This window comes from Aminobacter niigataensis, assembly GCF_946995915.1.
In the GTDB taxonomy this organism is placed as follows: Bacteria; Pseudomonadota; Alphaproteobacteria; order Rhizobiales; family Rhizobiaceae; genus Aminobacter; species Aminobacter niigataensis.
The window spans coordinates 3,812,818-3,834,371 of the sequence record NZ_OX341517.1; the positions used below are offsets into that span (position 1 = coordinate 3,812,818).

Below are 21,554 nucleotides of genomic sequence, written 5' to 3' on the forward strand. Positions count from 1 at the left end.
TTAAGCACTGTGGCAGGAAACCGCTGGCCGGCCGACCGGTGGCACGCAGCGTGGCTCAGAGCCCTTCCCTGGCAGCGTCGGCAAGGCGTGCCGCATAGCGCGCCATGGTGTCGACCTCGAGGTTGACGCGGTCGCCGACGTTGCGCTCGCCCCATGTCGTGACCTGCAGCGAGTGATGAATCAACAGCACGTCGAAGCGCGTGCCCTCGACCTTGTTGACGGTCAGCGACGTGCCGTCGAGCGCGACCGAGCCCTTGGGAGCAATGAATTTCGCCAGCTCGCGCGGGGCTTCCAGGCGAAAGCGCACCGCCTCGCCCTCGTCCTCGCGCGCCACGATCTCGGCCATGCCATCCACATGGCCCGACACGATATGGCCGCCAAGTTCGTCGCCGATCTTGAGTGCGCGTTCGAGATTGACCTTGCGGCCGGCCGCCCAGTCGCTTGCCGTGGTCAGGCGAAGTGCTTCTTCCCAGGCCTCGACCTCGAACCAGCGGGCATTGGACGTGGCTTCGGGCAGCGCCACCACGGTCAGGCAGACGCCGGAGCAGGAAATCGAGGCGCCGATGTCGATTGTCTTCGGGTCGTAGGCGGTGTCGAAGCGTAAGCGGACGCCCTGGTCGAGCGGTTTTGCAGACGCGACTGTGGCCACGTCGGTGACGATCCCGGTGAACATCAGATTTCCCTTATCCATTCGGCGAAGGTGTCCTCGCCGAAGCGCGCTTCGCGCACAAGGCTGAACCCTGCCGGTATATGGTCGCGACCGATGGGGGCCGCAATACCATCCGCCCCGATCGCCTCCGGACCGGAAAACAGCGCGATCCGGTCGACCAGACCTTCGTCGAGGAAGGCCCGTGCGGTGTCGGCTCCGCCTTCGACGATGATCCGCGACATGCCCTGATTGGCGAGATCCTCAAGCAGTTCGGGAAGTGCCACGCGGCCGTCATAGGTCTCTGTCGCCAGGAATTTCACGCCCGCGCGCTCGAGTTCGGCCCGGTTCTTCGGATCGCATTCCGGGCACGCAGCGACAAACACCGGCACATCATGCGCCGATCGCGCCAGCTTCGACGTCGCCGGCAACCGCGCGAGCCTGTCGAGCACGATGCGTGCCGGCGAACGGTTGCGGAGCCCGGGCAAACGCACGGTCAATTCGGGATCGTCGGCAAGTGCGGTGCCGATGCCGACCAGGATGGCATCGATTTCGGCGCGCATGACGTGGACCTGGCGGCGGGCGACCTGCCCGGTGATCTCGATCTGTCCCTGGCCGCGCCTGCCGATCATGCCATCGGCGGAAAGCGCAAGTTTCAGAATCACTTCAGGGCGCTTCCTCAAGGACCGATTCATGTATCCGGCAAGCTGATCGGCGGCCTCGCGGGCAAGCACGCCTTCCTTGACCTCGATACCGGCGCCGCGAAGAATGGCGTATCCCCTGCCCGATACGCGCGGATCGGGGTCGCTGGCAGCGCCGACAACACGGGTTATGCCGGCGTTGACGAGCGCATTGGCACAGGGCGGCGTGCGGCCGTGATGAGCACACGGTTCGAGCGTGACATAGGCGGTGGCGCCCCGCGCAAGGTCGCCGGCTTCGGCCAGAGCTTCGGCCTCGGCGTGCGGACGGCCGCCGATGGCAGTGACGCCGCGCCCGACGATAACCGGTCCGTTGCCGCCGTCGCGGACAATGAGCGTGCCTACTGCCGGATTGGTCGAGGTCAGGCCGAGATTCTTCCGCGAAAGCCTGAGAGCGGCCGCGATGTAGCGGCGGTCGATCCTGTCCTGCTCGGATGCACTCATATCCCTGGCCATCGCTCAGCCGGCTTCCTCTTCGCCTTTCAACTCGCCCAATACCTCATGGAAGTCCTTGGCCTCGCGGAAATTGCGATAGACCGAAGCGAAGCGCACATAAGCGACATCGTCGAGCGTCTTCAGCGCTTCCATCACAAGGCGGCCGATCTCGCCCGAGGGAACTTCCGTTTCGCCGGAGCTTTCGAGCTGGCGAACGATACCGGTCACCGCGCGCTCGATGCGCTCGGGATCGACGTTGCGCTTGCGCACGGCGATCTCGACCGACCGAGCCAGCTTGTCGCGGTCGAACGGCACCTTGCGGCCGGTCTTCTTGAGCACGACGAGGTCGCGCAGCTGCACGCGCTCGAATGTGGTGAAGCGGCCGCCGCAGACCGGGCAGATGCGCCGCCGGCGGATCGCAGCACCGTCCTCGGCCGGACGGGAGTCCTTCACCTGCGTGTCTTCAGACTGGCAATATGGGCAACGCATCGTTCGGCCTTGTCATTCGAATCCCCGACCGGGAAAGGCTTAAAGCATGATCCGGAAAAGTGGAAACCGCTTTTGGCGGCAAGCCCGGCCGAAAAGCAGGAGCCCCGTCCCGGACATGCCGGAACGGGGCTCCAAAGTTCTCAAGGGTGGACCAAAGGCCCTCCCCGCATCGGCGACTTAGCCGAGATAAGGATAAAGCGGGAAGCGCTCGGTCATGTCGACCACCTTGCGCTTGACCGCCGCCTCGACGGCAGCGTTGCCCTCGTCGGAATTCGCCGCCTTGAGGCCGTCCAGGACTTCGGCGATCAACTGGCCGATCTCGCGGAACTCGGCCTCGCCGAATCCGCGGGTCGTGCCGGCCGGGGTGCCGAGACGGACGCCCGAGGTGACGAAGGGCTTTTCCGGATCGAAGGGAATGCCGTTCTTGTTGCAGGTGATGTTGGCGCGGCCCAGCGCTGCCTCGGCGCGCTTGCCGGTGGCATTCTTGGGACGCAGATCGACCAGCATCAGATGGTTGTCGGTGCCGCCCGAAACGATGTCGAGGCCGGTGTCCTTGAGGCTGGCGGCGAGCGCCTTGGCGTTGGCAGCGACATTTGCCGCGTAGGTCTTGAACTCCGGCTTCAGCGCCTCGCCGAAGGCAACCGCCTTGGCAGCGATGACGTGCATCAGCGGGCCGCCCTGGAGGCCGGGGAACACGGCCGAGTTCATCTTCTTGGCGATATCCTCGTCATTGGTGAGGATCATGCCGCCGCGCGGACCGCGCAGCGACTTGTGCGTGGTGGTGGTGACGACATGGGCATGCGGCAGCGGCGACGGGTGCACGCCGCCGGCAACCAGGCCAGCGATGTGGGCCATGTCGACCATTAGGTAGGCGCCGACTTCGTCGGCGATCTCGCGGAAACGCTTCCAGTCCCAGATACGCGAATAGGCGGTGCCGCCGGCGAGGATCAGCTTCGGCTTGGTCTCGCGGGCGAGGCGCGCGACCTCGTCCATGTCGAGCAGATTGTCGTCCTTGCGAACGCCGTAGGACACGACCTTGAACCACTTGCCGGACATGTTGACCGGCGAACCATGGGTCAGGTGACCACCCGAATTCAGGTCGAGGCCCATGAAGGTGTCGCCCGGCTGCAGCAGGGCCAGGAACACCGCCTGGTTCATCTGGCTGCCGGAATTCGGCTGGACGTTGGCGAACTTGCAGTCGAACAGCTTCTTGGCGCGCTCGATCGCCAGCTCTTCCGCGACGTCGACGAACTGGCAGCCACCATAGTAACGCTTGCCGGGATAACCCTCGGCGTATTTGTTGGTCATGATCGAGCCCTGCGCCTCAAGGACGGCGCGGGAAACGATGTTTTCCGAGGCGATCAGCTCGATCTCATGGCGCTGGCGCCCGAGTTCGTTGCGGATCGAGCCGAAGATTTCGGGATCGGCCTCCGACAGCGGGGTTCCAAAGAAGGATTCGAGGTTTTTCGAGGCGGCCATGGCTGAAGATCCTTAGGTCCGGAGGGGGCATCGGAGAGGTTCGGCGCGCCATTAACACACTTGACCCTGCGTCGCCACGTTTGGAGCGCGAAATTTCGTGGTCGCTTTGCGCCACAACGTCGCGACAACGAAAAAGGCCGCCCCGAAGGACGGCCTTCTCAAAGTCATTGTCGACGTTTCAGAGCGCCGAGGTGATCTGCAGCTCGTCGACCCCGTCGCGGCCATAGATGTCGTCGCGGAACTGAACGACGCCATCACCGGTCGACCAGGCCGAAACATAGGTGAAATAGACCGGCACCGGGTTGGAGACGGGGACCGGGGTGTTTTCGCCCGACTTGATGGTTTGCTCGAAATGCTGGCGGCTCCAGCCGGGCGTGTCGCGCAGGATCCAGGTGACGAGGTCGCGGACGTTCTGGACACGCACGCAGCCCGAGGAATCGAAGCGCATGAGCTTGTTGAACAGGCTCTGCTGCGGCGTGTCGTGCATGTAGACGCCGTCCGGGCTCGGGAAGTTGATCTTCACCGACGCCATGGCGTTGATGGCACCCGGGTCCTGGCGGAACAGGTACTTGGCGGCCTCTTCGGTCGACCAGTCGACGGTCATCGGATCGACCTCGCTGCCATCGGGGGCAATGAGGCGGATCTTGTTGTCCGTCAGGTAATTGGGGTTCTTGCGCATCAGCGGGATGATGTCCTTGCGGACGATCGACACCGGGGCATTCCAGTAGGGGTTGACGACGATCTCGTTGATCTTGGAATTGACGATCGGCGACTGACGATCGACCTTACCGACGATCGCGGTGTGGCGCAGGACGACACGGTCGTCCTCGACGGCCTCGACCTGGGCGGCCGGAATGTTGACGTTGACATAGCGCTGGCCGAGCGTGCCGGCCTGCGCCTGCAGGCGGCCGAGATTGGTCTCGAGCTGGCCAAGGCGGACCTGGGCGCTGATGTTCATCGCCGCATAGGTGTACTGGCCCATGACACCGTCGGCCGGCAGGCCGTGACGCGCCTGGAAGCGCTTCAGCGCGGCGTCGACATAGGTATCGAAGGAGCTGGAGAGGCCGGCGCGCGCCGACAGGTCGCCGGACACCATCAGGCGCTTGCGCAGGACCTCGACATCAGGGTCCTCGACGCCCAGCTTGAGCTTCTTGGTGGCCGGAACGACCGGCCAGCCGCCCTGTGCTGCGATGTTCTGATACTGGCCGATGGCCTGCTGGGTGTAGGCCACGGTCTGCTGCGAGAACACGGGAAGCGTGCTGGCGACCTTGGCCCCCTGGCTCACCTTGGCGTCGAATTCATCGTCCCAGTTGCCGCGCCGCGACGAACCGAGCACTTCGCCGATCACGTCCTGAGCGCTGGCTGCACCCGAGATGGCTGCCATGGCGATCGCGCCGGCACCGGTGAGAAAGAAACGGCGGCTAGTTTTCATGGACATCCCAGACATATTCGCGCAACTCAACCGGCAGGAGATTTCCCGCGACGATATGACGGCCATACTTAACAATTAGCCAACCATAACCCGGCATCACTACGCGTGAAACGCGACTTCATTGCACGGGTTGCTGACGGCCGAACAGGCAGATCTGGCGCATCACTGTTTTTCGATAGTCATCCGAATATGGCGGCAACATGGCTGGGCCGCCTTTGATCGCACCGGCGCGATCCGAAAAAGGAAGAGCCGGTGCATTTCTGCAACCGGCCCTGCGACTGGAGGTCGTTTCCTTTTGGGCGGACTTGCGGCGCCGCGCGGGCCGTGACGCTTACATGCGATAAGCGATGGTGTCGTTCCAGAAGCGGTCGAGGCGCTGCAGGGCGCGGTTCATCTGCTTGAACTCGTCGGTGTTGATGCCGCCGACCTGCTCGATCGAGCCAACGTGGCGGTCATAGAGGCCGGCCACGACCTCGGCCACGTCCTGGCCCTTGGGCGTCAGGCTGACGCGGACCGAGCGACGGTCGATGCGCGAGCGCTGGTGATTGATGAAGCCGAGCTCGACCAGCTTCTTGAGGTTGTAGGAGACATTCGAGCCGAGATAGTAGCCGCGGGAGCGCAATTCGCCGGCGGTCAGTTCCGCATTGCCAATGTTGAACAGCAGCAAAGCCTGGATCGCATTGATGTCGCTACGGCCGTTGCGGTCGAACTCATCCTTGATAACGTCAAGAAGACGGCGATGAAGTCTTTCAACCAGCTGCAGCGATTCCATGTAAAGCGAACGGATCGCTTCGTTGCGGTCCTCGGAAACCATGGCGGGCTTAGCCACCTGACGCGAATTGATCATTGTCTTTGCCTCTCTGTTGTCGCCTGGTGACTTTTTTGTTTGTTGTCACCTTGATCGCGAACTTATCGAATACCCATAAAATTCGACTTAAACGTCAGGCTTAACAAGGGCTTACCAGCCAGTGGTTTCGAAAGAGGGTTAATGAAAACCCTTCCGAGTAAGAATAATTAACCTTGTATTTTATGGAACGTCCGGCAACGCCCTGAAAGCGTTGGCTACTGCGCGGAGCGGCGCCGTTTCAGGTGCAAGACAATACGGAACGCCGCGTAAATCACAGCCACCGCAATGTGCGAGACGACAATCAGCGGCCGCGAGCCGAACAGATCGGGAAAGCCGGCATACATGACGATCTCGGTGGCCGCGCAAATGAACCAGATGACCGGCCCCCAGGATGACAGCATCCACAGGCCGATGGCGGCGAAGGGAAAAAAGACGGAAAGCGTGACAGCCGCGATCTGCCAGTGAATAGGCATCAGGTCGAAGCGCCAGAGCGGGCCGTCGTAGACGCCGATCAGGCGGACCCAATAGAGAATGCCGAACAGCAGGCAGTAGGCCGCAACCACACGCAGGAACCAGGCGAAGGCGTTTTCCGTGGCCGATGGATGCATTTCGTGGAGACGCCCTGCACTGTCGGTCACAGGGCAAGCTCCCTGTCGCCCAGCGTCTGGAAATAGCGGTCGATTTCCGCCGGATCGACATCGGCCAGTCGCGCCGGTTGCCAGACCGGCGTCGAGCCCTTGTCGATGATCGCGGCCCGGATGCCTTCATAGAAGTCGCGACCGGCAAGCATGCGGTTCAGGATGCGGAACTCCATGCGCATGCAGTCGTCCATCGACATCGTCAGCCCGGCCCTGATCTGCCGGAAGGCGACAGCAAGGCTGGTGGGCGAGCGCAACCGAAGGGTTGCGAGCGTCTTTGCCGCGAACTCACTGGTGTCCGCCTCGAGGCTTTCGATGATCTCGGCAAGCGATTGCCTAGAGAAATGCAGGGCGATGGCTTCAAGCGTTTCGCGGTCGGTCTCACGCTTGGCCGGGTGGAAAAATCCGCGCAGCACCGCCTCGGGCTCGCCTGTCTCGCAAAGGCGCTCCACGAGCCCGATCTGTCCATCGGCGGCAATGGTGTGCGTGGCCAGACCCGACCAGAGCGCATCGCCATAGCGGATTCGATTGCCGGTCAGCGCCAGATACATGCCGAAATAGCCACCAAGGTCGGGCAGCAAATGGCTGCCGCCGACATCGGGAAAAAACCCGATGCCCACTTCAGGCATCGCGAACTGGGCATTCTCGGTCATCACCCGGTGGGAGCCGTGGAAGGAGATGCCGACGCCGCCACCCATGACGATGCCGTCGATCAATGAGACATAGGGCTTGGGAAAGCGCGCGATCTGGGCGTTCAACCGGTACTCGTCGGCAAAGAAGTCGACCGGCGGGCTGTCGGCGCGGCCGGCCTCGTAGATGTGCAAGATGTCGCCGCCCGCGGAGAAGGCCCTGCCCTCGGCCTTGACGACGACAAGCGCAACGTCGCGGTCGGCCTGCCATGCCTCGAGCGCACGGGACAGCGCGCCGACCATCTTGTGGGTCACCGCATTGAGAGCCTTCGGCCGCGTCAGGGTGACGATGCCGGCGCTGCCGGTCCGCTCGAAACGGATTTCATCGTCGCCGCCAAAATCCATGTCCAAGAGATTCCCTCACATCGAAACCGCCTGCAGAGCTAATGTGCTGCGCGTGGGTGCGTCAATGCCGCAGGTCCCATCCTGCACCTTGGTCTTGGGCAAATCGGCATGCTAAAAACTGCACAATCCGGAGACGAGCGATGAACAAGTTCACCCCAGCCAAGCCAGCCGGCGCACGCAGCGTCGACGAAATCACCGGCAGCCGGCGCCTGCGCCGCATGCGCAAGGCCGACTGGTCGCGCCGCCTCGTGCAGGAAAACCGCCTCAGCGTCGACGACCTGATCTGGCCGATCTTCATCATCGACGGCGAGAACCGGCGCGAGGCCATTCCGGCGATGCCCGGCGTGTTCCGCCTGTCAATCGATCTCGCGCTCAAGGAAGCGGAACGTGCGGCCAAGCTCGGCATTCCGGCCATCGCCACCTTCCCCAATGTCGAAATGGGCCTGCGCGACCAGACCGGCGCGCATATCCTCGAACCCGACAACCTGATCAACCGCGCCACCCGCGCATTCAAGGCGGCGGTGCCCGAGATCGGCATCATCACCGATGTGGCGCTCGATCCCTTCACCAGCCACGGCCATGACGGCATCCTGCGCGACGGCACCATCGTCAACGACGAGACCGTATCCCAGGTGGCTGCAGCCGCCGTGCTGCAAGCGGCTGCAGGCTCCGACATCATCGCGCCTTCCGACATGATGGACGGCCGCATCGGCGCCATCCGCGACGCGCTCGACGACAACGGTTTCCAGGACGTGGCGATCATGTCCTATGCGACCAAGTTCGCCTCCGCCTTCTACGGCCCCTATCGCGAGGCGATCGGCACGCAGGGCCTGCTCAAGGGCGACAAGAAGACCTACTACATCGATCACGCCAACTCGGACGAGGCCGTGCGCGAGGCCGAACAAGACCTCGCCGAAGGCGCGGACATGCTGATGGTCAAGCCTGGCCTGCCCTATCTCGACATCATCCGCCGCCTGAAGGACGAGTTCCGCGTGCCGACCTTCGCCTACCAGGTTTCGGGCGAGTACTCGATGATCAAGGCTGCCGGCGCCAACGGCTGGATCGATGGCGAAAAGGCGATGCTGGAAAGCCTGCTCGCCTTCAAACGCGCCGGCTGCGACGGCATCCTGACCTATTTTGCGCCAGAAGTGGCGCAGATGCTGAAGGGCTAACCAAGCTCCGACGACGGGATCCCATACGCCAGCTCACGCCAGAATTCTTGAATCCGGCGTTGCAATTCCCATCTGTTTTCCTGCGCGGGCAATCTTGCCCGCCTATCGAGGACACAATGACCGCACGCGTTCTGGACGGCGAAATCATCACCAGCAGGCTTGAGGACTCGCGTGCCTATGACGGCGTGCGGACGCGCCGGGTGCTGGCCTTCCTGATCGACTATCTGATCGTCGGGCTGCTGCTGATTCCGTTTGCAATCATCGTCTTCTTTCTCGGGATCCTGACGCTCGGCCTCGGCTGGGCGCTGTTCGGCATCCTCGGCCCGGCAGTGGCACTGCTCTATGTCTGGACGACCCTCGGCGGCCCGAACCAGGCGACTACCGGCATGCGAATCATGGGCATCCGACTCGACCGCCTCGACGGCAGGCCGGTGGACGGCCTCCTGGCCATCGTGCATTCGGTGCTTTTCTGGGCCGGCAACGTGGTTTTGACGCCGCTTGTCCTGCTGGTTTCGCTGTTTTCCGACCGCAAGCGCACGCTGCACGACCTGCTGCTTGGCACCGTCGTCAGCCGCAGCGACAGCTGAAATTGCCATTCGCCGAGTCAAAACGGGCATTTGCGCCAAAATGTGAAGGCAAAGAATCCACTTACCTTCACATTCATGTTGAATTTTTCGCGGGTAGCGCCAAGCTAGGGAACATTGATTGGGAGTCTTCCTGACGCTCGATGACGCAGCATCCTACCCATTCCCCGCAATTCTTCCTGACGGCGCCTTCCCCATGCCCCTATCTTGAAGGGCAATTCGAGCGGAAGGTCTTCACCCATCTGGTCGGCGACAAGGCCCCGGAAATGAACGACCTGCTTACCCAGGGCGGTTTCCGGCGTTCGCAGAACATCGCCTATCGGCCCGCCTGCGAGACCTGCAGGGCGTGCGTCTCCGTTCGCATCCTGGCCCAGGAATTCAAGGCGACGCGCAACATGCGCCGCGTGATCGAGCGCAATTCCGACATTGTCGGCGCCATGCATGACGCCGAGCCCTCGACCGAACAGTATTCGCTGTTCCGCACCTATCTCGACGCCCGCCACCGCAGGGGCGGCATGTCCGACATGACCGTGCTCGACTACGCGATGATGGTCGAGGACACCCATGTCGACACCAAGGTGATCGAATATCGCCGCCGTGGCCCCGACACCTTCATTACCGGCCAGGGCCAGGGCGAACTGATGGCCGTGGCGCTGACCGACCAGATGGCCGACGGCCTGTCGATGGTCTATTCCTACTACAATCCTGAAATGGACGAACGGTCGCTTGGCACCTTCATGATCCTCGATCATATTGCCCGCGCCCGCACCATGGGCCTGCCCCACGTCTATCTTGGCTACTGGGTCAATGGGTCGCGCAAGATGAACTATAAGGTACGCTTCACACCTCAGGAGCATCTCGGCATGAAAGGCTGGGAGCGCTTCGAAGGCGACATCTGAGCACGTCCGGCCCGTTTTCCACGCTGCCGTAGACCATCTGGCAGGGAAAATCGTGGCAAGCACTCATTCCAATCATTCCAAGGGCCTGTTGCTGACTGCGATAGGCGGCATGGCGCTGACGGTCGACATTCCACTGATCAAGCTCGCCGACGGCAATCACTGGTCGATCCTGCTGATGCGCAGCGGCGTGACGTTCCTAGCTGCCATCGTCATCTGGCTGGTCTGGCGCTCGTTCAGCCGCAACGCGCCGCAGCTCATCCCTGGCCGGGCCGGGCTGGTGGTCGCCGTACTCTACGGCATCGGATCGATCGCGTTCGTCACCGCCGTGTACAACACCTCGACGGCCAACCTGGTGTTCATCCTGGCGTTCAACACCGTGTTCGCGGCGGTGTTGTCGTGGATTTTTCTCAGGGAGCGGCCGCGGCCGGTGACCATGCTCGCCATGCTGGCCATGGTCGGCGGCGTGCTGATCATCGTTGGAAGCTCGATCGGCACCGGCCACCTGTTCGGCGACCTGATGGCCGTTGTCTCGGCTTTCTGCATTGCCTCGGCCATTACCATTTCGCGTTCCAGCGGCAAGGACATGGGCTTCACGGCACTCGTCGGCGTTCTCCTGCCCTGCCTGCTCGCCGCCTACATGGTCTCGATAACCGGCTTTCAGATTGAGGCGCCATGGTGGATCATCTTCAACGGCGCAGTGATCATGCCGATCTCATTCTTCTGTCTCGCCAACGGCCCGAAATACATTTCCGGCCCGGAAGTGGCGATGTTCTACCTGCTCGAGACGGTGCTTGCGCCGATCTGGGTCTGGATGATCTTTGCCGAGGTGCCGACACACAACAGCCTGATCGGCGGAGCGATCCTCATCGTCACGCTCGTCGCCCACTCGGCCTGGCAGCTTTCGGAAAGCCGTAAGCGCAGGGCAAGCGCGGCAGTTCAGCAGGCAGCATGAAGCGCAGGCCTGGGGCCTAGCCTGCCTGCGTTCGCTTGGCCGGGGGCAGGCCCTCGCTGATGGCTTCAATGGTGCGCGGCGCCCCCGCTTCGGGCAGCACGTTGGCCGCAATCGCCGCCGCCTCGTCGTTCAGCTCGATCTCGCGAATCCATTCGCGCCAGATCGCGACCAGCAGCGCCATCAGCACCGGGCCGATAAACAGGCCGAGCAGGCCCATCGTCTTGACGCCGCCGATGAGACCGAAAAAGGTCGGCAAGAAGGGCAGCTTGATCGGCCCTCCGACAAGCCTTGGCCTCAGCGTCTTGTCAACGATGAAGAGTTCGATTGAGCCCCAGCAAAACAGCGCCACACCAGCGACTGGCGAGCCACTGGCAACCAGATAGACCGAGACCAGCGTGAACGACAAAGGCGCCCCGCCAGGAATGAGCGCCATGAACCCGGTGATGACGCCGAGCGTGACCGGCGAGGGAACACCGGCGACCCAGTAGGCCAAGCCAAGAACGACGCCCTCACCTATGGCGATCACCGTCATGCCCATGACGGTGGCGCTGATCGTCTTGGGAACGACGCGCGAGATGCGCTCCCAGCGCATTGGCAGGATACGCTCGCCCAGCCGGTCGAGCTGCGCGACGAAGGATTCGCCGTCGCGATAGGTGAAGAACAGGGCGATCAGCATGAACAGCAGCGTCAGTATGATACCGAAGGCGCTGCCACCGGCGGCAAGCACGCCCCGGTAGATGCTGCCGATATTGGCGCCGCTGACGAGCTGGATCAGTTCACCGATGGAACCGGGATGACCAACATAGCGGGTCCATTGCTCGTTGAGCCATTCGCCGACGACCGGGAGATTGTTGATCCATTCCGGCGTCGCTGCGCCATGGCGGTTGGTCTCGAGCGCCCAGCCGAACCACTCGCGGATCTCATTGACCGCATAGGTCGCGGCAAAGGAGATCGGCACCACCAGGAAGGCAACGATGAACAGGAGCGCCAGCGTCGCACCGACAGTCCTGTTGCCGTCAACCGCCGCAAGAAGCCTTCGATAGAGCGGCCAGCTGGCGAATGCGATGACGAGTGCGGCCAGAACAGGGACCAGGAAGCCGTGAAAGAAATAGATGCCTGCGGCAACGATCAGCACCAGCAGCCAGCGCGCCGCCGACAAGGGCGGCACAAGGGCCGCGCGCATCGGCTGGGACGGGCCGAACAGCCTCGGCTCTCGCTCCGGTTTGCGGGATTCAGTCACTTTCAAGGGCCTTGATCTCCTCGGCCCTGAAGTGGACCCGATTGGACACCCGGCACCGCTTTACGACGCCGATGGGAAGATCATAGAGGCTTATGTGAGGCAGCGCACGAAAACTTTGCCGCACTGCCGCATTCGAGACGCTAGCCAAAGCGGCCGGTGCGCGGGAAGCCTTTCGGCACCATACGTCCGGCCGTGGCGCGCGTTCCGATCCACTCGACCAGTTCCTCTCGTGACCGGGTGAAGGTTCGGTCCGCGGAATCCAGCCAGCTCAAGCCGCTCTCCATCGTGAAGGTCTTCACGTCGAGCACGCCGCCGTCCTTGTACTTCTGCAGCCTGACGCCCTTGCCGCGCGTCATCTCGGGGATCTGCTCGAGCGGGAACACCAGCATCTTCCGGTTCTCGCCGACGATGGCGAGATGATCACCCGCAAGCGGGATACAGCGCTTGGCTTCATCCGGCGTCTTGACGTTCATCACCTGCTTGCCCTTGCGGGTGTTGGCGACAACCTCTTCCTCGGGAACCGTGAAGCCATTGCCCTCGTGGCTGACCAGCAGCAGCTTGCGCTTGGGCTCATGGACGAAGGCGGTGACGATGTCCTGGTCGTTGTCCATGTCGACGATGATGCGGATCGGCTCGCCATGGCCACGGCCGCCCGGCAGGCGGTCAGCGCCAATGGTGTAGAACTTGCCGCCTGTCGTGAAGACGAGGATCTTGTCGGTCGTCTGCGCGTGGAGGGCCAGCTTGAGGCTGTCGCCTTCTTTGAAGGTGAGCTGCCCGAAGTCGGCCAGATGCCCCTTCATCGCTCGCAGCCAGCCCTTCTCCGAGACGACGACCGTGACCGGCTCCTTCTCGATCATCGCGTGCGCGATGTCGGTGAGGTCGTGGTCGGGTGCTTCGGCAAAGACGGTGCGGCGACGGCCGAGCTCGGTTTCGGGGCCGTAGTGCTTGCGAACCTCGCTCACTTCCCACTTGATCGTCGACCACTGCTTGGCATCGGAGGCGAGCAGCGCTTCGATCTGCTTCTTTTCGGTGCTGAGCGCGTCGAACTCCTTGCGGATCTCGAATTCCTCGAGCTTGCGCAGGGCCCGCAGGCGCATGTTCAGAATGGCTTCGGCCTGGGTATCGGTCAGGTCCCAGCGCGCCATCATCACCCGCTTGGGCTCATCCTCCTCGCGGATGATGCGGATCACCTCGTCGATGTTGAGGTAGGCAATGAGGTAGCCGCCGAGAATTTCAAGGCGCTTTTCGATCTCGCCGAGGCGGAACTTCGATCGACGAACCAGCACCTCGCGGCGATGGTCCAGCCATTCGCGCAACACGCTCTTGAGCGACAGCACGTTCGGCACCTTGCCGCGCGACAGCACGTTCATGTTGAGCGGGAACCGGCTCTCGAGCTCGGTGAGCTTGAACAGCGATTCCATCAACAGGCCCGGGTCGACCGTACGGCTCTTGGGCACCAGGACGACACGAATGTCCTCGGCGCTTTCGTCGCGGATGTCTTCGAGCAGCGGCAGCTTGCGGGCGATCAGCAGTTCGGCGATCTTTTCGATCAATCGCGACTTCTGCACACCATAGGGGATTTCAGTGACAACGAGGTTCCAGGTGCCCCTGCCCTGATCCTCCTGCCGCCACATGGCGCGCATGCGGAAGCCGCCACGCCCGGTCTCGTAGGCGTTGACAATGGAGGCCCAGTCGTCGTCGACACTGCCGCCGGTGGGGAAATCGGGGCCACGCACCTTGCAGTTCAGGCGCAGCTCTGGATCGTCCTTGATGCGATCCCATTCGCCCGGCGAGGTCATCAGGTCGGTGACTGAAGCGTCGGGATTATCGATGAGGTGGAGCGCAGCGCTGCAGAGCTCTGCGGCATTGTGCGGCGGGATCGAGGTCGCCATGCCGACGGCGATGCCGGACGAACCGTTGGCAAGCAGATTGGGGAACGCGCCCGGCAGGACGACCGGTTCCTCGTCTTCCTCGTTGTAGGTCGGGCGATAGTCGACGGCGTCTTCGGTGATGCCCTCGAGCAACGACACCGAGACCTCGGTCATGCGCGCTTCGGTGTAACGCATGGCGGCGGCGCTATCGCCGTCGATGTTACCGAAATTGCCCTGCCCGTCGACGAGGGGGTATCGGACGGAGAAATCCTGCGCCAGACGCACCAGCGCGTCGTAGATCGACTGGTCGCCATGCGGATGGAACTTGCCCATCACCTCGCCGACGATACGGGCGCATTTGGCGAAACCCTGGTCGGGATTGAGCCGCAGCAGCCGCATGGCATGCATGATGCGGCGATGGACCGGCTTCAGTCCGTCGCGCACATCGGGCAAGGCCCGGTGCATGATGGTCGACAGCGCATAGGCCAGATAGCGCTCTTCGAGCGCCTTCTTCAGGTCGACCGGTTCAATATTGTCGCCACCGTCATTTCCAGGCGGCAAAAGCCCTTTTCCCATGGGTTTGGACTAGCGGAACGGGTGATTCGCGACAAGCCTTATCGGCAAAAGCAAGGGGCGACACAGTCGCCCGGATGAGACAAATTTTTGCGCTCGCTAAAGTAGCAATTGCGCGATCATCTTGCCGTTCACCATTTTTGCGCGTGTTGCATTGCAGCGATTGCCTTTTGCGCCGAATTGCGGCCAATGTGGCGAGAATGCCTTTTTCCAGTCCAGTTCCTGACGGACAGGATATGGCGTGAACGATTCCTCACAAGTCTCAGGGAACCATGATGACGCAATACCGCTCTGCATTCAGCAAGCTCGCTCTATCGACCTTTCTCTTCACGCTTCCGCTCAATGCAGCACTGGCCCAGGACGCGACCGCGGTAGCCGAAAGGCTCAAGGCCGTCCTGGCAGCCCAGAACCTGACGCTCAGCTGGACCAGCGTGTCGGGCGACGCCTCCGAGACCGTGCTTGAAGGGACAAGCATCGCGATGGCCGGGGAAGACAAGCCGGTTTCCGTCGGCAAGGTCACGCTTGGCGGCATCACCGAGGAGAATGGGGGCTACAAGATCGAGACCCTCAGCACCGAAGCGTACAGCCTCACTGAAGGCACCACCAAGGTCGATGTCAGCCCGCTGAACATCGGCAATGTGTCGCTGCCGGCCGAAGGCTCGACCGATCCGCTGGCATCGTTCCTGATGTACGAGACCGCAAATCTCGACAACGTCAGCGTCAAGATCGGCGACAAGCAAGCGTTCCAGATGACCAACTTCGCGGCGGAGGTGACACCTCCGGCCGACGGCAACGCCATGGAATTCACCGGTTCGGCAGAGAAATTCACCGCCGACCTCAGCCTCGTCGAAGACCCACAGTCGAAGGCTGCGATCGACGCGCTCGGCTACCAGAACATCAGCGGCGACTTTCAGCTGGCTGGCACCTGGCAGCCGACTGACGGCCGCATGGCGCTGTCGAACTACGACATCACCGTCGACGACGCCGGTACACTCGGCATGACCTTCGACCTCGGCGGCTACACCGTCGATTTCCTCAAGTCGGTGCAGGACCTGCAGAAGAAGATGGCCGACCAGCCGGAAGGCACCGACAACTCGGCTCAGGGCCTCGCCATGCTCGGCCTGATGCAGCAGCTCACCTTCAATGGTGCGACCGTGCGCTTCGACGACGATTCGGTGACCAACAAGGTTCTCGAATATGTCGGCAAGCAGCAGGGCATGTCGGCCAAGGACATCGCCAACCAGGCCAAGGCAATCGTGCCGTTCATGCTGATGGAACTCAACAATCCGGAACTGGCAGCGCAGGTGACGGCAGCCGTGACCGCCTATCTCGACAACCCCAAGTCGCTCGAGATCGCAGCCAAGCCCGCCTCGCCGGTTCCGTTCGCCCTGCTGGCGGCCAGCGGCATGTCCAACCCAAAGGAACTGCCCAAGACGCTTGGCCTGACGGTTACGGCCAACCAGGATTGATCCTTGGCAACACGGCCAAACGAAAAAGCCCGGCAGCGATGCCGGGCTTTTTTGTTGAATCGAAAGAGTCGCTTGCGCGGGCCTCTTAAGCTTCCTTCTTGGCCACGGCGACGCGCAGCGACAGCTCGCGCAGCTGCTGCGGCGAGGCTTCGGCAGGCGCATTCATCAGCAAGTCCTGCGCCTGCTGGTTCATCGGGAACAGCGTCACTTCACGCAGGTTCTTCGCACCGACAAGAAGCATGATCACGCGGTCGACGCCCGCAGCCATGCCGCCATGCGGCGGGGCGCCGTACTGGAAGGCGCGGTAGAGACCACCGAACTGCTCCTCGACCTCTTCACGCGACTTGCCGGTCAGCTCAAACGCCTTGACCATCAGCTCGGGCAACTGGTTGCGGATCGAACCGGATGCGATTTCAAAACCGTTGCAGACCATGTCGTACTGATAGGCCTTGATGGTGAGCGGGTCCTGATTGTTCAACGCATCCAGGCCGCCCTGCGGCATCGAGAACGGGTTGTGGGCGAAATCGATCTTCTTTTCGTCTTCGAGCCATTCGTAGAACGGGAAGTCGATGATCCAGCACAGCTCGAAACGCTCGCGGTCGACGAGGTTGAGCTCCTCGCCGGCGCGGGTGCGGGCAGCACCTGCAAACGAGACGAACTTCTTGGGGTCGCCGGCGACGAAGAAAGCGGCGTCACCATCCGACAGGCCAAGCTGCTGGCGGATCGCCTCGGTGCGCTCTTCACCGATATTCTTGGCGATGGGACCAGCGCCTTCGAGCTTGTCGCCTTCCTTGCGCCAGAAGATGTAGCCGAGACCCGGCTGGCCCTCGCCCTGGGCCCAAGAGTTCATGCGGTCGCAGAATGCGCGCGAACCACCGGTCCTGGCCGGGATGGCCCAGACCTCGACCTTCGGGTTGGCAGCGATCATGCCTGCGAACACCTTGAAGCCCGAACCGTCGAAATGCTCGGTGACTGGCTGGATCTCGATCGGGTTGCGCAAATCGGGCTTGTCGGTGCCATAGGTGCGCAGCGCGGTGTCATACGGAATGCGGCGGAACTGCTGCGTCACCGGCTTGCCGTCGGCAAACTTCTCGAACACGCCGCGCATCACCGGCTCCATCGTGTTCCAGACGTCTTCCTGGGTCACGAAGCTCATTTCGAGGTCGAGCTGGTAGAATTCGCCCGGCAGGCGGTCGGCGCGCGGATCTTCGTCGCGGAAGCAAGGCGCGATCTGGAAATAGCGATCGAAGCCGGCGACCATCAACAACTGCTTGTACTGCTGCGGTGCCTGCGGCAGGGCGAAGAACTTGCCCGGATGGATGCGCGAAGGCACCAGGAAGTCGCGTGCACCTTCAGGCGACGATGCCGTCAGGATCGGCGTCGAATACTCTGTGAAACCCTCATCGGTCATGCGCGCGCGCATTTCGGCGATGATCTTGGTGCGGGCCACGATGTTCTTGTGCAGCGTCTCGCGGCGCAGGTCGAGGAAGCGATACTTGAGGCGTATGTCCTCGGGGTATTCGGGTTCGCCGAACACCGGCAGCGGCAATTCCTTGGACTGCGACAAGACCTCGATCTCGCCGGCGAAAACCTCGATCTCACCGGTTGGCAGGTTGCCGTTGACGGCCTCGGCCATGCGCGCCTTGACCTCGCCATCGACGCGGATGACCCACTCGCCACGGACGGTCTCGGCGACCTTGAAGGCCGGCGAATCGGGATCGGCGACGATCTGGGTCAGGCCGTAGTGGTCGCGCATGTCGATGAACAGCAGGCCGCCGTGATCTCGCACGCGATGCACCCAGCCGGACAGGCGGACGGCGGAACCGACGTCGGATTTCCTCAATTGAGCGCAGGTGTGGCTGCGGTAACGGTGCATGGCAAATATTCCGGTTCGGGCTGTTGTCATACGGCGTCGAGGCGTCCGATGCGCCCGGGCCGAAATTTGGCGGGAAAAGCGCATGGGTGCCCGGTTTTGTCAAGGTAAAGCCACCGGTTCGGGCGGCTCCGCTGCGCAGAACGCCCCAGTTAAAGGCGCTTCTTCAGCCAGACGCGCGAATGGCCCGCCGGATAGTCATCGATACGGCCGAACTCCTCGTAGCCCAGCCGCTTGTAAAACTCCGGCGCCTGAAAGGTGTACGAATCGAGATGAACGCCGACGCAACCCCTTTGCCTGGCGACGTCTTCGGCCTTGCCAAGCAACTGTACGCCGAGACCCCGGTTGCGATGTTTCGAGCTGATCCAGAGCCATTCCACGAAAAGCCACGAATATTCGGACGAGCCCTTCAATCCGCCAGCAACCGAACCGTCCTCGTCGCGTGCGACGATCCACAGATCCTGCTCATTGTGGGGCCCCGCCGTCTCGTAGTTGTAGGCGTTCAGGCCATCGCCGATCAGCTGTGCTGTCTCCCGATCGATGCTCGTGCTGACCGTCAGTGTCGTCATCATCAGCTCCCGCTCTCGCCATCCGTCGGGACGACAGGCGCGCAAGCTAACCGTCTCGGCCCTCGACACGTTGGCGCAGCCGGCGGAATATGTCGCGCCAGTGGCCAACTGGCATTGACCGAATGGCCTAACTATAGCCAACTCACCTTTTCTCGCGTTGCCGAATGTCCTCCATACGTCCTCTCATCCCGCTTCTGATCACCGCCGGCATCCTGCTCGGCGGCAACGGCCTGCAAAGCACCTTGATTGCGTTGCGCGGGGCGCAGGAGGGCTTTTCGGCATCGACCATCGGGCTGATGGGCACCTTCTACTTCATGGGGTTCCTGCTCGGCTGCATCTTCATCACCCGCATCATGAAGGCCGTCGGCTATGTCCGGGCCTTCGCTGCGCTGGCAGCCATCGCTGCCGCCGCGACATTGATGCTGGTGCTGGTCATCGACCCGGTGATGTGGTCGCTCATCCGTTTCGCCACGGGCTTCTGCTTCGCCGGGCTGTTCACGGTGATGGAGAGCTGGCTCAACTCGGGCGTCTCCAACCATGACCGGGCCCGGGTGCTCGCCATCTACCGCATCATCGACATCGCTTCGGTGACCGGCGCGCAGTTCATGATCCCGGTGTTCGGCGCCGGCGGCTTCACCATCTTCGCCATCATGTCGATCATGATCACGCTGTCGCTGGTGCCGGTGTCGCTCGGCGACCGTTCCAACCCGACACCGCCGGAGGAGGTCAAGCTCGACTTGAAGCGCGCCTGGCGCATCTCGCCGCTCGGCAGCATCGGCTGCATCTTCGTCGGCGTCACCAACAGCGCGTTCCGGACGCTGAGCCCGATCTATGCCGAACAGATCGGGCTGTCGGTCACCGACGTCGTCACCTTCGTCAGTGTCGGCATCATCGGCGGCGCGCTGGTCCAGTATCCCCTCGGGTACATGTCCGACCTGTGGGATCGCCGCAAGGTACTGCTCGTCACCACCGTCGGCGCGATGACCTCGGCGCTCATGCTGGTCTTCCTTGCTGGCAATTCGCCGCTGGCCAACTTCGTGCTGATCTTCATCTTCGGCTCGTTCGCCATGCCGCTCTATTCACTGTCGGCGGCGCACGCCAACGACCGGGCGGAAAAGGGCGAGTTCGTGCTGATCAACGCCGCGCTGATGCTGTTCTACTCGGTCGGCGCGATCGCGGGTCCGTTCGTGGCCTCGATCGTCATGGAGCAGTTTGGACCACATGCGCTTTTCAGTTTCAGCGCAGCAGTCTACGTCGCGTTCGTGGCGGTCATCGTCTATCGCATGGGATCGCGCTCGCCGGTGCCGGCCGGCCGGCGCGGCCGCTTCATCGCCTTGCTGCGGACGTCGCCGATTTTCGCCCGCCTGGCCGGGCGAAATGGCCCAACGAATGGTTCGGACGCCGACTAGACTTCCTCTCCGGATGCGGCAATCGCTTGACGAATGGCCGCTCGACTGAAATGGAAAGACAACGCGTTCTGATAAAAGCAATATTATGCATGTAATAACGACCCAGGACGAACTCGATACCGCCGTTGCCGCTCTCGAAAAATCCAACTTCGTCACGGTCGACACCGAGTTCATTCGCGAAACCACTTTCTGGCCCGAGCTCTGCCTGATCCAGATGGCGGCGCCGGGCGTTTCGGCGCTGGTCGATCCGCTGGCGCCCGGGCTCGACCTCAAGCCGTTCTTCGACCTGATGGCCAACGAGGCCGTGACCAAGGTCTTCCATGCCGCGCGGCAAGACATCGAAATCGTCTTCCATCTCGGCGGACTGATCCCTCACCCTGTTTTCGACACGCAGGTGGCGGCCATGGTCTGCGGCTTCGGCGACAGCGTCTCCTACGAGCAGATCGTCCAGAAGATCACCGGCGGCCGCATCGACAAGTCATCGCGCTTCACCGACTGGCGCCACAGGCCGCTGTCGGAAAAGCAGCTCGAATATGCGCTGGCCGACGTCACCCACCTGATCGATGTCTACCAGCATCTCGTCACCGAGCTCGAGCGCGAAGGCCGCGCGCACTGGCTGAACGAAGAGATGGAAGTGCTGACCTCGCGGGCAACCTACGATCCGCACCCGGAAGACGCCTGGAAGCGGCTGAAGATGCGCCTGCGCAAACCGCAGGAACTGGCCATCGTGCAGGCCGTCGCCGCCTGGCGCGAGCGCGAGGCGCGCGAACGCAACGTGCCGCGCGGGCGCGTGCTCAAGGACGACGCGATCTACGAGATCGCCCAGCAGGCGCCGCGCGACACCACGGCGCTGTCGCGGCTGCGCACCACGCCCAAGGGCTGGGAGCGCTCCTCTTCGGCAACCGCCCTGCTCGCCGTCGTCAACGCGGCGCTCGAAATACCGCGCGACCAGATGCCCAAGCTGCCCAAGACCTTCCAGCCACCTGAGGGCTCGAGCGCGGCCGCCGAACTGCTCAAGGTACTGCTGCGCCTGGTCTCGGAAAAAGAAGGCGTGGCGCCCAAGGTGCTGGCTTCGGGCGATGACATCGACCGTATCGCCGCCGAAGGCGAGGCCGCCGACGTCCCTGCCCTTCAGGGCTGGCGCCGCTCGGTGTTCGGCGAAACCGCGCTCAAGCTGGTGCGCGGCGAAATCGCCATCCGGTTCGACAAGCGCAAGATCGCAGTGTTCGAGATCGAAGCCTGAAC

The 21,554-nt window shown here is 62.7% G+C and carries 19 protein-coding genes; 7 read left to right on the forward strand and 12 right to left on the reverse strand.

Features of this window, described 5'->3' with window-relative positions; genetic code table 11:
- Positions 1–55: 55 nt before the first annotated feature.
- From O1Y97_RS18705 to O1Y97_RS18740, 8 genes are all read right to left on the reverse strand, one after another.
- On the reverse strand, positions 56–673 hold the full coding sequence (locus tag O1Y97_RS18705; protein ID WP_108608495.1) for a riboflavin synthase: 618 nt from the start codon (positions 671–673) through the stop codon (positions 56–58).
- Positions 673–1,788, reverse strand: a complete 1,116-nt coding sequence (gene ribD, locus O1Y97_RS18710) for a bifunctional diaminohydroxyphosphoribosylaminopyrimidine deaminase/5-amino-6-(5-phosphoribosylamino)uracil reductase RibD (RefSeq protein WP_404801199.1) — start codon at positions 1,786–1,788, stop codon at positions 673–675. The genes O1Y97_RS18705 and ribD overlap by 1 nt, the downstream gene beginning before the upstream one ends.
- Positions 1,789–1,803: 15 nt before the next feature.
- On the reverse strand, positions 1,804–2,268 hold the full coding sequence (nrdR, locus tag O1Y97_RS18715; protein ID WP_108608497.1) for a transcriptional regulator NrdR: 465 nt from the start codon (positions 2,266–2,268) through the stop codon (positions 1,804–1,806).
- Positions 2,269–2,445: 177 nt separating this feature from the next.
- Positions 2,446–3,747 (reverse strand): serine hydroxymethyltransferase, encoded by a 1,302-nt coding sequence (glyA, locus tag O1Y97_RS18720; protein WP_108608498.1) that lies wholly within the window; start codon positions 3,745–3,747, stop codon positions 2,446–2,448.
- 178 nt (positions 3,748–3,925) lie between these two features.
- On the reverse strand, positions 3,926–5,179 hold the full coding sequence (locus O1Y97_RS18725) for a L,D-transpeptidase family protein (RefSeq protein WP_108609943.1): 1,254 nt from the start codon (positions 5,177–5,179) through the stop codon (positions 3,926–3,928).
- A 331-nt stretch (positions 5,180–5,510) separates the two neighbouring features.
- Entirely contained in the window at positions 5,511–6,026 is a 516-nt protein-coding gene (gene ldtR / locus O1Y97_RS18730) for a transcriptional regulator LdtR (RefSeq protein ID WP_055971496.1), read from the reverse strand.
- 215 nt (positions 6,027–6,241) lie between these two features.
- Positions 6,242–6,634, reverse strand: a complete 393-nt coding sequence (locus tag O1Y97_RS18735) for a DUF6163 family protein (protein ID WP_183262390.1) — start codon at positions 6,632–6,634, stop codon at positions 6,242–6,244.
- Positions 6,635–6,660: 26 nt separating this feature from the next.
- The gene (locus O1Y97_RS18740) at positions 6,661–7,698 is read right to left on the reverse strand and encodes an enoyl-CoA hydratase/isomerase family protein (RefSeq protein ID WP_318761972.1); all 1,038 of its coding nucleotides are present in this window, start codon (positions 7,696–7,698) and stop codon (positions 6,661–6,663) included.
- A 140-nt stretch (positions 7,699–7,838) separates the two neighbouring features.
- Between O1Y97_RS18740 and hemB the strand changes: the two genes are divergently transcribed.
- From hemB to O1Y97_RS18760, 4 genes are all read left to right on the forward strand, one after another.
- Complete coding sequence (gene hemB, locus O1Y97_RS18745) at positions 7,839–8,870, forward strand: porphobilinogen synthase (protein ID WP_318761973.1); 1,032 nt, start codon at positions 7,839–7,841, stop codon at positions 8,868–8,870.
- 116 nt (positions 8,871–8,986) lie between these two features.
- Positions 8,987–9,457 (forward strand): RDD family protein, encoded by a 471-nt coding sequence (locus O1Y97_RS18750; protein ID WP_318761974.1) that lies wholly within the window; start codon positions 8,987–8,989, stop codon positions 9,455–9,457.
- A 140-nt stretch (positions 9,458–9,597) separates the two neighbouring features.
- A complete protein-coding gene (locus tag O1Y97_RS18755; RefSeq protein ID WP_318761975.1) occupies positions 9,598–10,353 on the forward strand; it encodes an arginyltransferase in 756 nt (251 codons plus the stop codon).
- 52 nt (positions 10,354–10,405) lie between these two features.
- The gene (locus O1Y97_RS18760; protein ID WP_404801200.1) at positions 10,406–11,305 is read left to right on the forward strand and encodes a DMT family transporter; all 900 of its coding nucleotides are present in this window, start codon (positions 10,406–10,408) and stop codon (positions 11,303–11,305) included.
- Positions 11,306–11,321: 16 nt separating this feature from the next.
- On the opposite strand, the gene O1Y97_RS18765 is transcribed toward O1Y97_RS18760, so the two are convergent.
- Together O1Y97_RS18765 and parC are read right to left on the reverse strand one after the other, a co-directional pair.
- On the reverse strand, positions 11,322–12,551 hold the full coding sequence (locus tag O1Y97_RS18765; RefSeq protein WP_318761976.1) for an AI-2E family transporter: 1,230 nt from the start codon (positions 12,549–12,551) through the stop codon (positions 11,322–11,324).
- A gap of 134 nt (positions 12,552–12,685) precedes the next feature.
- Positions 12,686–14,992: a DNA topoisomerase IV subunit A gene (parC, locus tag O1Y97_RS18770; RefSeq protein ID WP_318761977.1), complete on the reverse strand. Its 2,307-nt coding sequence runs from the start codon at positions 14,990–14,992 to the stop codon at positions 12,686–12,688.
- Between the two features lie 272 nt (positions 14,993–15,264).
- On the opposite strand from parC, the gene O1Y97_RS18775 reads away from it, so the two are divergent.
- Complete coding sequence (locus tag O1Y97_RS18775; protein WP_318764245.1) at positions 15,265–16,458, forward strand: hypothetical protein; 1,194 nt, start codon at positions 15,265–15,267, stop codon at positions 16,456–16,458.
- 85 nt (positions 16,459–16,543) lie between these two features.
- Here the strand turns inward: O1Y97_RS18775 and aspS are convergent, their stop codons facing one another.
- On the reverse strand, positions 16,544–18,334 hold the full coding sequence (aspS, locus tag O1Y97_RS18780; RefSeq protein WP_108608506.1) for an aspartate--tRNA ligase: 1,791 nt from the start codon (positions 18,332–18,334) through the stop codon (positions 16,544–16,546).
- Positions 18,335–18,483: 149 nt separating this feature from the next.
- Entirely contained in the window at positions 18,484–18,900 is a 417-nt protein-coding gene (locus O1Y97_RS18785; RefSeq protein WP_318761978.1) for a GNAT family N-acetyltransferase, read from the reverse strand.
- 164 nt (positions 18,901–19,064) lie between these two features.
- Between O1Y97_RS18785 and O1Y97_RS18790 the strand changes: the two genes are divergently transcribed.
- Positions 19,065–20,309 carry an MFS transporter gene (locus tag O1Y97_RS18790; protein ID WP_318761979.1) on the forward strand — a complete coding sequence of 415 codons (1,245 nt, stop codon included), beginning with the start codon at positions 19,065–19,067 and terminating at the stop codon, positions 20,307–20,309.
- Positions 20,310–20,394: 85 nt separating this feature from the next.
- Positions 20,395–21,552 (forward strand): ribonuclease D, encoded by a 1,158-nt coding sequence (gene rnd / locus O1Y97_RS18795; RefSeq protein ID WP_318761980.1) that lies wholly within the window; start codon positions 20,395–20,397, stop codon positions 21,550–21,552.
- The last annotated feature ends 2 nt before the right edge of the window (positions 21,553–21,554 follow it).